This window comes from Thiocapsa sp. (assembly GCF_035467215.1).
Taxonomy (GTDB): domain Bacteria; phylum Pseudomonadota; class Gammaproteobacteria; order Chromatiales; family Chromatiaceae; genus Thiocapsa.
This window is the reverse complement of the sequence record NZ_DATITZ010000056.1, coordinates 1-11,598: the sequence shown is the minus strand read 5'-3', so window position 1 is coordinate 11,598 and position 11,598 is coordinate 1. Positions and strand designations below refer to the sequence as shown.

Genomic DNA, 11,598 nt, shown 5'->3' with positions numbered 1-11,598 from the left:
CCAGCGTGACGATCCGCTCTTTGCTATTCTCGCTCATTGGTCCGCTCCGTTACCTCGGTTGACGATGTTCGATAGACATCGCTCATTGTGCCCGCTACGGGCTCGTTGGAGGAGCGGGGCGGACCATCCCATTAGCCTTCGGCGTCTATCCAGCCTGCCGGCCCGGTCAGCCGGCGGCGCGTAAGTTCTCGACCTTGGACGTCGCCGCGGGTTGCTCCGCGACCGTCTCCATGTCGCCCTTCTCGTTTTCGGTGGTCTCGATCTCGGCCGACTTGCCCTTGAGGATGCGCTCGACCGTCTTGGCGTTGCGCGCGAGATAGATGGTCAGCTCCTCGAGATCGCTCTCGGGCAAATCGGGCAGGATCTTGTCGTGGCGCAGGAGCTCGGCGAGACGCTCCGCGCTTTCGAGTGCTTTGTCGTAGGCGTCGGCGGCCTTTTTGTCGGTCGTACGCAAGCGTTCGGCTCCCTTCTGGTCTCTGACGACGTATTCGATCTCGATCACGGTCTTGGGCTCCGGGGTCGGCTGTGGTGATGCCCGCACGAGGGCTCGAGCGGACCAGTATACTGTGGATAAAGACAGCCATGCACGCGAGGCCGGGCGCCGAACCGCTCGACACATCCGATGAGACCTTGCCAAATGATTTCTCAACGCCATAAAATCATCATCTAAACATAATTAGTGATGTCTTAGACATGATTACTGCCGCTCAGATCCGTGCCGCGCGCGCCCTGCTGGGCCTCGACCAAAGGCGTTTGGCCGAGGCCGCCGGTCTGTCTGTGCCGACCATTCAACGGATGGAGGCCAGTGACGGTCAAGTCCGCGGCAATCTGGATTCGGTCATGAAGTTGATCGAGGCGCTCGACCGGGCCGGGATCGAGCTGATCGGCGACGCTCAGGTCAGCGCGGGTGGCGGGCGCGGTGTTCGGCTCAAACAGGCGGCCTCCGAGGCGAGCGGCACCGACGCCACACCATGAGGATCGAGACCGCCTTGTCGATCGCCGGACTCGCGGTGGCGCTCGCCCTCGGGTCGGCCGCCGTCTCGCTGCTGGCGGCGCGATTCCCCAAGGTGGTGCGCTTCGCGGCGATGCCGTTGACCGGGCTCTGCGGCGTGGCGGCGATCGTCGCGGGGCTGGGCGCCTTGTTGTCGGGCGGCGCGGCGACCGCGACCTTGCCTTTGGGCCTGCCTTGGCTGCCCTGGCATGTGCGTATCGATGCACTCGCCGGGTTTTTCCTGCTCCTGATCGGTCTGGTGACCAGCGCGATCGGACTCTACGGGCCGGCCTACGTGCGCGGGCTGGAGCAGGGCCGGGATTCGCTGGTCGCGCTCGGTGGCTTCACCGGGCTGTTCCTGGCCGGGATGCTCCTGGTCGTCCTGGCCGACGATGCCTTCCTCTTCATGATCGCCTGGGAGGTCATGTCGCTGGCGTCCTATTTCCTGGTCGCCTTTCAGCATGAGCAGGCGGCCAACCGACGCGCGGCCTTTCTTTATCTGTTGATGGCCCATGTTGGAGGCTTGAGTATCCTGCTCGGGTTCGGGGTGCTGGCCGCCTTTGGCGACGGCTTCGCCTTCGCGTCCATGCGGGCCGCCGAGCTGTCGTCGGTTTGGGCCAGCGTGGCGTTCGGGTTGGTCTTCATTGGCTTCGGCATGAAGGCCGGTCTGGTGCCGCTGCATGCATGGCTGCCCGAGGCCCATCCGGCCGCGCCGTCTTACATCTCGGCCCTGATGTCCGGCGTCATGCTCAAGGTGGCGGTCTACGGCTTCATCCGCCTGGTCTTCGATCTGATCGGCGATGTCCAGTGGACCTGGGGTATGGAGGTGCTGGCGATCGGCAGCCTCTCGGCGCTTACGGGCGCGCTCTTTGCCCTGATGCAGACCGATCTGAAACGCCTGCTGGCCTATTCATCCGTCGAGAATCTGGGCATCGTCTTCATCGCGCTGGGCTTGGCGCTGATCTTCATCGACACCGGCCATCCGCTGCCGGGTGCGCTTGCCTTCGTCGCGGCGCTCTATCACGCGCTGAATCACGCACTCTTCAAGGGTCTGCTCTTCCTGGGCGCCGGTTCCATCCTGCATAGCACCCATGAGCGGGACCTGGAGCAGATGGGCGGTCTGCTGCGGCGCATGCCTTGGACCGGGCTCTTCTTCCTGATCGGTTGTCTGTCGATCGCTGCATTGCCGCCATTCAACGGCTTCGTCTCCGAATGGCTGACCTTCCAGGCCGCCCTGCAAGCCTGGCAGCTCGACAGCGGCGTCATGCGCAGCCTCATCCCGATCGCGACCGCGGTTCTGGCGCTCACCGGCGCGTTGGTGGCGGCGACCTTCGTGAAGGTCTACGGCATCGCCTTTCTCGGTCAAGCGCGCAGTCGGCATGTGCGCCGCGCCCGACCCGGGCCTTGGGGCATCCGTGCCGGACAGGGGCTGCTGGCCGTGCTCTGTGTTCTGCTCGGTCTGTTTCCGACCCTGGTCATCGGTCTGATCGACGCGGTGCCGCGCCAGCTCCTCGGCGGCGGGCTGCCCGACGCGGGTAATCGGGGCTGGCTCTGGCTGGTGCCGAATGCGTTTGAAACGGCGAGCTACAGCGCGCCTCTGGTGACAGTGCTGCTCGTCGCCATCGCGATCTTCGTCGTCTGGGGCCTGCATCGCGTCGGCGTGCGCCGGGTGCGGCGCTGCGATGCCTGGGACTGCGGCTTCGCACCGCCGACGGCGCGGATGCAATACACCGCAACCGCCTTCGCCCAACCGGTTCGGCGCGTCTTCGCGCTGCTGTTCCGGGTGGAGGAGGGGCAGGTCGTGCGCGAAGACGGCGGGACGCGTCATCAGATCAAGATCGGCGACCGCAGTTGGGACGCGCTCTATCTGCCCCTGGCACGTCTGGTCGAGGCCGCGGCGCGACGCGTGGTCCGTCTGCAATCGGGCAACGTCCGCGTCTATCTCGGATGGACCCTGGTGACCTTGCTGGTCTTGCTGTGGATCGTTTCGGCGTGAGCGGCCTTAAACCGCGCCCAGCGAGATAAACGATGTTTTCGGATGCGATCGGCCCCGGCGGGATTTGACGGCCGCTGGAGACTTCGCGGTTTAAGGTATAAAAAATATTCAATTTTAAACCGCGTCCCCGCTCAGGGCCGTGGATGCACCAAACGTTGAACTCAATCGAAAATAAGCATCTTGCTCTGGACGCGGTTTAATGGTCGACACCTTCACCCCATCCGCCTGGCTGCTCGCCCTCGTGCAGGCGCTCTTGTTTCCGGCGCTCGCCCCGCTCCTGGTGGGCTGGGTCCGCAAGGTCAAGGCGCGCCTGCAGAACCGGCGCGGGGCCTCGGTCCTTCAGCCCTATCGCGAGCTGCGCAAGCTGCTCTTCAAGGAGGCCCGGGTTGCCCATACCGCCTCGCCGCTGTTTCGCGCGGCACCCTCCGTGGTCTTCGTCGCCACCTGGCTGGCGGCGGCGACGGTGCCGCTTCTGACCATCGATCTGCCGACCGCGGTGGTGGCCGACATCATCGTCCTGGTCGGGCTGCTGGCGCTGGCGCGCGTCTTCCTCGCCCTCGCCGGTATGGACGTGGGCACGGCCTTCGGCGGTATGGGCGCCTCGCGCGAGATGATGATCTCCGCCCTGGCCGAGCCGGCCATGCTGATGGCGGTCTTCACCCTGGCCATGACCGCCCACAGTACCAATCTAGGCAGCGTCATTGCGCATCATCTGGGCGATGCCTTCGTCTTGCGGCCCTCCTATCTCTTTGCCTTTGCCGGGCTAACGCTGGTGGCGCTGGCCGAGACCGGCCGCATCCCGGTCGACAATCCGACGACCCACCTGGAGCTGACCATGGTCCACGAGGCCATGGTGCTCGAATACTCGGGTCGGCATCTGGCCCTGATGGAGTGGGCCGCGCAGATTAAGCTCCTGCTCTACGGCGTGCTGGTCGCCAACATCTTCTTTCCCCGGGGGATCGCGACGGACCCGGCACCCCTGTCGCTGGCGATCGGCCTGGGTGCCGTCCTGCTCAAGCTGGCGGTGCTCGGGGCTGCCTTGGCGGTGGCAGAGACGGTCTTGGCCAAGATGCGCCTCTTCCGTGTCCCGGCCTTTCTCAATCTCGCCTTGCTCCTGTCGCTGCTCGGGCTTTTGAGCCATGTGATCCTGGAGGTCGGGGCATGAACCTCCCGGCGTTGCCGCTGCTGCAGCAGTTGGTGGTCTTGCTGGCCGCCCTGGTGCTCTTTCTCTCCTTCGTCCTGCTGGCGCAGAGTCGGTTGGTCTCGGCGATCCATGCCTTCGCCTGGCAGGGTGCGCTGGTCGCCGCGGTCACCGCGGTCGTCGCCGTGAGCGGAGGCTCGCATCACCTGTATTTCTCGGCCGGGTTGACGCTGCTCCTCAAGGCGCTGGTGATCCCGGCGATGCTCCATCGACAGGTCCGCGGCCTGCAACTGGAGCATCACACCGAGGCCTTGCAGCGTCCGACCCTGGCCATCATGGCAGCGGTCGGCCTGGTGATCTTCAGCTCCTGGCTGGTTCTGCCGATGGTGGCCGAAGAGCTCGCCTTCACCCGCAACATCCTCGCCATCAGCCTCGCGGTGGTCCTGATCGGCTTCCTCATGATGGTGGTGCGCCACCAGGCGGTCGCCCAGGTGCTGGGGTTCATGTCGATCGAGAACGGGCTCTTCCTCGCCGCCGTCTCGGCGACCGGCGGCATGCCCTTGATTGTCGAGCTGGGCGTCGCCTTCGACGTCTTGGTCGCCATGGTCCTGTTCGGGGTCTTCTTCTTTCAGATCCGCGAGAGTATCGACTCGCTCGACGTGGATCGCCTCAACCGCCTGAGCGAGACTTCGGAGATTGCCGCGGAGGAGCGGCCATGACCGCACTCCTGCTCACTCTGCTTGCGCCTCTGCTGGGTGCGCTCGCGCTGGCCCTGGTCCGCCCGCCCGTCGTGGGTGGCTGGCTGAACCTCGCGGTCTCGGCGCTTACGCTGGCCGCGGCCGGCTGGTTGGCCTGGACGGTGGCGCTGGAGGGCGAGGTCTTCGGCCGACTGATCGGCATCGGTTTTCGGGTGGACGCCTTCAACGTCTATCTGGTCGCCTTGACCGCCTTTGTCGGTCTGACCACGTCCATCTTCTCGCGGCCTTACATGCGCCATGTCCGTGCCGAGGGTCGGGTCTATCTCGGCGGGATGCGCGTCTATCACAGCATGTATCAGACCTTCATGCTGACCATGCTGACGGCGCTCACCACCGACAATCTGGGTGTCCTCTGGGTTGCGGTCGAGGGTGCGACCCTGGCCACCGTGCTGCTTGTTTCCTTTTACCGGACACCCGAGGCGATCGAGGCGGCCTGGAAGTACTTCATCCTCTGCGGTGTGGGCATCGCGCTCGCCCTGTTCGGCACCGTGCTGACCTACTTCGCCGCCCAGCATGTCGACTTCGGCGCACTCGCCGAGCCCGGCGCCGGTCTGATCTGGAGCAGCCTCTACGCCCATGCCGCCGCGCTCGACCCCACCGTCATGCGCATCGCCTTCGTCTTCCTGCTGGTCGGCTACGGCACCAAGGTCGGTCTGGTGCCCATGCATCAGTGGCTGCCCGACGCCCACTCCGAGGGGCCGACACCCATGTCCGCCGTGCTTTCGGGGCTGTTGCTGAACGTCGCACTCTATGCCCTGGTGCGTTTCAAGATGCTGGTCGACGGCTCGCTGGCGGCGACCCCTTCGCCGCACCTGGCGGGTGCCTTGCTGATGGGTTTCGGGTTGGTCTCCTTCACGGTCGCCGGGCTCTTTCTGCACCGTCAGCGCGACATCAAGCGCCTGTTCAGCTACTCCTCCATCGAGCACATGGGGCTCATGACCTTCGCCTTCGGGCTGGGCGGACCGCTCGCCACCTTCGGCGCGCTGCTGCACATGCTGGTGCACTCGCTGACCAAGTCGGCCATCTTCGTCACCGTCGGTCATGCCGCGCATATCGCCGGGAGTCAGGGGATCGAGAAGATCCGCGGGCTCATCCGCACCCAGCCGGCGGTCGGCTGGTCGCTGCTGATCGGCGTGGCCGCCATCGCCGGCTTCCCGCCGTTCGGGGTCTTCACCAGCGAGTTCCTGCTGCTCACCGCCACCATGCAGGCGCAGCCCTGGCTGACGCTCCCGCTGGTGACCGGTCTGGCGATCGCCTTCGCCGGACTCTTCCGGCATCTGCACCCGATGGTCTACGGCACCCCGCCCGAGGGCCAACAGCCTGTTCAGGCGAACATGATCCCGGTCGTCGTCCATCTGGGACTGGTGCTTTGGCTGGGGCTTGCGATCCCCGGCTTCCTCGCGCAATGGCTGAACCGGGCGACGCAACTCATCACGGGGAGCAGCCTGCTATGAGCCGCTTCGACTGGTTGTCCGAATTTCTGGCCCGGCTCGAGGACGAGCACCTGATTGCCCGACACGGCGACGCCCGCGCCCTAGCCCCGGCCCATTGTCTGGAGCTCGACGCGGATGACTGGGCGGAGGCCGGGAGGGTCGCCGCGGAAATGGGGCTGAGGCACGCGGGTGTCTGGGTCGATCCGCTCGGTTCTGGCCCAATCGAACGAGGGGCCGAGCGCGGGACCAAGGTCGAGGATCAGGCGATCCGCGTGCTGGCGTGCCTGGAGCACGGCGGGGACTATCTGATCCTGCAAACCCTGGTGCCCCTGGTTGCGCAGACACGCCCGGTTCTGGGATCGCACACCCCGGCCTACCCGGGTGTCGATCGTCTGGAACGTCATGCCCAAGATCTGACCGGCATCCGTTTTCGCCGGCACCCGGACGATCGGCGTTGGATACGCCACCAAGCCTGGTCGGCCGAAGACTTCCCTCTGCGTGCGGATTTCCCGATCGAAGGGCGCAGCGCGGGGCGCACCCCGGCCGATGTCGACTACCCCTTCACTCGGATCCAGGGCAACGGCGTCTACGAGATCCCGGTCGGACCCGTCCATGCCGGCATCATCGAGCCCGGACACTTCCGCTTCCAGGCCGCGGGCGAGGACGTCCTGCGTCTCGAGGAGCGCCTCGGCTATGTCCATCGCGGGATCGAGAAGCTCGCCGTCGGGCGCGATCCGCAGGGTCTGATGCGACTCGCCGGGCGCGTCTCGGGCGACTCGACCGTCGCCTATGCTTGGGCCGCTGCCCAGGCGATGGAGCGCGCCGCCGGCTGCGCGCCGCCGCCACGCGCGATGAGCCTGCGCGCCATCCTGGCCGAGCGCGAGCGCATCGCCAATCATCTCGGGGACATCGGCGCCATCTGCAACGACGTCGGCTTCGCCTTCGCCCACGTCCAATGCGCCCGGTTGCGCGAGCAATGGCAGCGCCGCAGCGCAGCACTCTTCGGTCATCGCCTGATGATGGACACGCTGGTCCCGGGCGGCGTCGCCCACGACCTCTCGGAGACGGCCTTTCGCGAGCTGCGTCTGGACCACGCGGCCCTGCACAAGGCCATCGAGCCCCTGTTCGATATCGTCGACGACCATCCGTCGCTCGACGACCGGCTGATCGGCACCGGCATTCTCGCCCAAGCCGACGCGCGCGCACTTGGCTGCACCGGCTATGTGGGCAAGGCCAGCGGAATGACGTTCGATGTCCGTCGCGACAGCCCCTATGCGCCTTACGATCAGGTGAGGGTCGACATCCCGAAGGAGACCGCCGGCGACGTGGCCGCTCGCGTGCGGGTGCGTATGAAGGAGGTCCTCGCGAGTCTCTGGATGCTCGACCGCCTGCTCGATGTCCTGCCGGAGGGCGAGATCGCCGTGCCCTTCCCGCTTCCGGAGGAGGGCGCCGTGGGCCTGGGCCTGATCGAGGGCTGGCGCGGCGAGATCTTGTGCTTCGTGCGCTTCGCCGAAGAGGGCCGGATCGCCCGCTACTTCCCGCGCGACCCGAGCTGGTTCACCTGGCCGGCCCTGGAGCGCCTGATCCACGGCAACATCGTTCCCGATTTTCCGGTGTGCAATAAGTCGGTCAACGGGTCGTATGCCGGGGTGGACCTCTGAACCGCGCCACCATACGACAGGCCCGATTGGCCGCTTATTCAGGCCTCGAGTCTATCAACGGGCGGGTCAGCGGGCGCGGTTCAGGATGCTGAATGCTTCTTTCCGAAGCGCGTCATGCGGAGGTTTCATGGGTATCCTCGACATCGCCGGTGGCGATGACCGTCCCTTAGCCACCGGTCAAAGTGATCCATCTTAGCCCCTCTCCCCTTGCGGGAGAGGGGTTGGGGAGAGGGGGAGAATGAACCGAAATGGCTAAGTTGTTTCTGCACCGTCCCTTAGCACTCGGAGACGCGGTTCAGCATGTTCCGAATCCTTAAGCAATCCTACTGTACCGGCCTCGTCACCGAGGCCGCGCCTCTACACGACGAAGCGGAGCTGGAACGGCTCGGGATCGAGGTGCGCCGGCGCATCGATGCGCGCTTCGGCGGCAGTCTCGCCATCCGCCAGGTCGATGCAGGCTCCTGCAACGGCTGCGAGCTTGAGATCCATGCGCTCAACAACCCCTTCTACGATGTGGAGCGCTTCGGCATCCACTTCGTCGCCTCGCCGCGCCAAGCCGACGTGCTTCTGGTCACCGGCCCGGTCTCGCGCCATATGGAGACCGCACTGCGGCGTACCTGGCGCGCGACCCCGTCCCCCAAATTCGTCATCGCCGCCGGCACGTGCGCCTGCGACGGCGGAGAGATCGGGGTCTCTTATGCCTCCTGCGGTGCGATCGAGAACGTCATCCCGGTCGATATCAAGATCCCCGGCTGTCCACCCGCTCCGATCGATCTCTTGAAGGGCTTGCTCTGGGCGCTGGAGGTCGATCGGTGAAGGTGTGCGCTGCGGGGCTCGAAGGCTCGAAGCAAAGGATGCCGCGAAGGGCCGGATAGCCTCACCGACGGGGCGATGCTCTACGGCGTTTTTTCGGCAACGGCGGGGTTGGTCGTCGCAGCGACGGTTGCGTCCCCCTCTGTCCCTACCCCTCTCCTCCTCGGTCGCCCGGCGTAAAACGGGCCTGCCAGTTTCTCATGAGTGCCCCTTCTGATTCCGACGGATCGCCCGACCGGGACGGCTTGGAGGATCAAGCCGCGCTTCGATGCCGACGAGCGAATCCTGTTCTCGGTGACCGTCCCGACAGAGAGCACGGCCCGGGCGTGTATCTTCCCGATTCGGTACGCGCTGCCGGGCTGTTTCCGAAGTCAGGCCGGCGGCATAAACCGCGAAATGCAGCGTCGCCGATGTTCCCCGGCAGGATGCTGACGGCAAGATGACCAGGTTGTCATTCACCCGCCGGATCAACCCCTTTATTCCCCTCTTGTCGTCGACGAAAAATTCTCGCCGACGGCTCTTTCCGTTCAGGTCTCGTTCAGGCTGTCTTGCGTATTCTGGATCCAACGACGGGATACAGCACTTCTCGTCGTCACGAACCCCTGACATTAGGCAGGGCCGATTCGCCGGGAGACGCAGTGGTATACCGCATCTCGCCGAATCCACTCAATCCGTCCGATATGCTTGATCAACCTAGAAGAGGGTAAACCAATGACCAGCGCGACCTCCAAGCTCCTCTCCGCCGCTCTTGCCGCCATCCTCGTAACGCTCGGCGGGGCCGCATCGGCACAGACCAACTTCAATACCACGATCCAAGAGGGTCGTATCAATACCAACGATACCGCACAGCGTGGAGAGTACAACGACAACGCGACCTATCAGGAAGGGAACGACAACGCGAACCGCACCAAGCAGCGCGGTGACGAGAATTGGAACCAGACCGGTCAGTTCGGCAGGATCAACTACAACGAGACCAGCCAGGGCCCTATGGCCGACCGCGGCGGCAAGAAGCGCGATCGTTGACCTAAAGCGTCGTCAAGCCGACACCCCGGCGCGGGTGTCGGCGCTGAGGTCTACTCAACGAATGGTGTCTGCACATGAAAACCTCGATCTTGTCGGTTGGTATCCTTCTGTTTTCCATCGTCCCCTTGGCCCATGCCGATGGGGGGCGCGACCGGACGCAGGGTCCTTGTTACAGCGTCAACATCCAGAATGACCGCGTCAACCAAGCGGATGTTCAGCAGGATTGCGATATGAATTTCAGCCGGACGGTGCAGGCGGGAAAGGAGAATCGCACAGCGACGATTCAGACCGGAGATGTGAACAGCAATAAGGTTCGGCAGTATCAATACGAGCATCCGAGGTACCGGATTTCCGGGGAACGCGATTAGCATTGGGTGTGATCGTGGTTCGTGATACTACGTGACTTGGCGCTGGAGCGCCAAGAGAGGCGTCATGCCGCGGAGCGGTGTGACGCGCTTGTACCGTATTCATTCCATTCGCTGTTCTGGTGGACTGCACTGCGCTCGTCCACCCTACAGTCTCGGATCCGTGGTCCGGCAGGATCGGATCGGCTGGAATGGCGCGGGATGTCCGCTTCCGTGAATCGGCGGAGTTATTTTCATTTACAGAAGAAGGTCAGCAGCATGTCGAATCCAATATCGAAGTCAATCTCTTTCGTTGCCTTTGCGCTGTCGGCTCTACTGGTTGTTCCGGTATTGGCACAGGACAATACCAATACGTCGGTTCAAGTGGGAAAGGTTAACATCAATCACACCCGTCAATGCGGTGACACCAACGACAATACCACCTATCAAGATGGCAAGGTCAATATCAACAAGACCAATCAGGGCGGCTGCAAAGACCGTGGGAACGGGAAGGGGCAAGGCGGCGGGGCGAAGGCCGATGGGACGCATCCGGGTAAAGGACGCCCGGCGCTCGCCGCGCAGGCGCGATAGCCTGAACTTACGGCTGCCGTTACGGCGCGCCGGATCGCGGGCGCCCGGGGGGAGCGACCGGGGCGAGCGACCGAGGTCGGCGCTTCGGGACGGCGCCTGTCCCTTCTGGTTGCTCGGCCCGCGGGAGAGACCGATGAAAAAACGAATCAGTGCGAGAGGTATGGACCCGAGGTTGATCGGCCTCGCTGTCCTGTCGATGTGCGTCGTGACGGGATGCGCCGATGCGGAAACCCATACAAGCGGCGGGTCGACGGCGGTGATCCAACAGAGCGGCGGCAGCCGTCCGGTCGAGACGCAGGTGACCCGTGACCGTGATGGGCAGACCATCGTCACGCGGGACGGCAGCAGCACGGACATCACCATTCAGCGAGACAGCGCGGCTTCGGCCTCCGGCAGTGATGGGCCGCGCGCGACCCCCCAATCGGAACGCTTCGAGCGGCCTTCGCGCCGGGAAGGCTTCAGCGCTCGCTTTCCCGGAACCAGTGGAGGTGCAGACGACGTGCGGGAGACGTCCGGGTCTACACAGGACGCCTTCAAGGCGCGGATGCTTGAGCGGATGCGCTGACCGGTGTTGCGGGCTGGGTAGATCGCAGCGAAACCCATCCATTCCGCGCAGCCACTCGGATTGGGTGTTTGAGCGGTGAGGATCGGGTCAGAGGGGCCGAAGCCCCGTCTGCCCACAGAACCGTGCGTACGGGTCCGTACACGTGTTGTCGCTCACTTTATTTCACCGGCCGATTCCCGAATTATTTCGCGCGGAATGCTCGCGGCTTTCCCGCACTGATCACCTCGGTGGCGCAGTGTCGGCAGGTGGATGAGTGCGAGGAGCCTGAGGAACGCGAAGCCG

The 11,598-nt window shown here is 64.7% G+C and carries 12 protein-coding genes; 11 read left to right on the top strand and 1 reads right to left on the bottom strand.

What is annotated here, in order from left to right; all coding sequences use genetic code 11:
- Positions 1-166: 166 nt before the first annotated feature.
- Positions 167-541, bottom strand: a complete 375-nt coding sequence (locus tag VLR48_RS02840) for a YebG family protein (protein WP_325290328.1) — start codon at positions 539-541, stop codon at positions 167-169.
- A 152-nt stretch (positions 542-693) separates the two neighbouring features.
- Between VLR48_RS02840 and VLR48_RS02835 the strand changes: the two genes are divergently transcribed.
- The 11 genes from VLR48_RS02835 (at position 694) to VLR48_RS02785 (ending at position 11,316) form a co-directional block, all read left to right on the top strand.
- Positions 694-975, top strand: a complete 282-nt coding sequence (locus VLR48_RS02835; protein WP_325290327.1) for a helix-turn-helix transcriptional regulator — start codon at positions 694-696, stop codon at positions 973-975.
- Positions 972-2,987 (top strand): hydrogenase 4 subunit B, encoded by a 2,016-nt coding sequence (gene hyfB, locus VLR48_RS02830; protein ID WP_325290326.1) that lies wholly within the window; start codon positions 972-974, stop codon positions 2,985-2,987. Before VLR48_RS02835 ends, hyfB begins: the two co-directional genes overlap by 4 nt.
- Positions 2,988-3,186: 199 nt before the next feature.
- Complete coding sequence (locus tag VLR48_RS02825) at positions 3,187-4,152, top strand: respiratory chain complex I subunit 1 family protein (RefSeq protein ID WP_325290325.1); 966 nt, start codon at positions 3,187-3,189, stop codon at positions 4,150-4,152.
- Entirely contained in the window at positions 4,149-4,847 is a 699-nt protein-coding gene (locus VLR48_RS02820; RefSeq protein ID WP_325290324.1) for a formate hydrogenlyase, read from the top strand. Before VLR48_RS02825 ends, VLR48_RS02820 begins: the two co-directional genes overlap by 4 nt.
- The gene (locus VLR48_RS02815) at positions 4,844-6,340 is read left to right on the top strand and encodes a hydrogenase 4 subunit F (RefSeq protein WP_325290323.1); all 1,497 of its coding nucleotides are present in this window, start codon (positions 4,844-4,846) and stop codon (positions 6,338-6,340) included. Before VLR48_RS02820 ends, VLR48_RS02815 begins: the two co-directional genes overlap by 4 nt.
- A complete protein-coding gene (locus VLR48_RS02810; protein ID WP_325290322.1) occupies positions 6,337-7,980 on the top strand; it encodes an NADH-quinone oxidoreductase subunit C in 1,644 nt (547 codons plus the stop codon). The genes VLR48_RS02815 and VLR48_RS02810 overlap by 4 nt, the downstream gene beginning before the upstream one ends.
- A gap of 300 nt (positions 7,981-8,280) precedes the next feature.
- Positions 8,281-8,796: an NADH-quinone oxidoreductase subunit B family protein gene (locus VLR48_RS02805; RefSeq protein ID WP_325290321.1), complete on the top strand. Its 516-nt coding sequence runs from the start codon at positions 8,281-8,283 to the stop codon at positions 8,794-8,796.
- Between the two features lie 708 nt (positions 8,797-9,504).
- Complete coding sequence (locus VLR48_RS02800) at positions 9,505-9,816, top strand: hypothetical protein (RefSeq protein ID WP_325290320.1); 312 nt, start codon at positions 9,505-9,507, stop codon at positions 9,814-9,816.
- A gap of 74 nt (positions 9,817-9,890) precedes the next feature.
- Positions 9,891-10,184 carry a hypothetical protein gene (locus tag VLR48_RS02795; RefSeq protein WP_325290319.1) on the top strand — a complete coding sequence of 98 codons (294 nt, stop codon included), beginning with the start codon at positions 9,891-9,893 and terminating at the stop codon, positions 10,182-10,184.
- 198 nt (positions 10,185-10,382) lie between these two features.
- Complete coding sequence (locus VLR48_RS02790) at positions 10,383-10,751, top strand: hypothetical protein (protein WP_325290318.1); 369 nt, start codon at positions 10,383-10,385, stop codon at positions 10,749-10,751.
- Between the two features lie 172 nt (positions 10,752-10,923).
- Complete coding sequence (locus VLR48_RS02785; RefSeq protein ID WP_325290317.1) at positions 10,924-11,316, top strand: hypothetical protein; 393 nt, start codon at positions 10,924-10,926, stop codon at positions 11,314-11,316.
- The last annotated feature ends 282 nt before the right edge of the window (positions 11,317-11,598 follow it).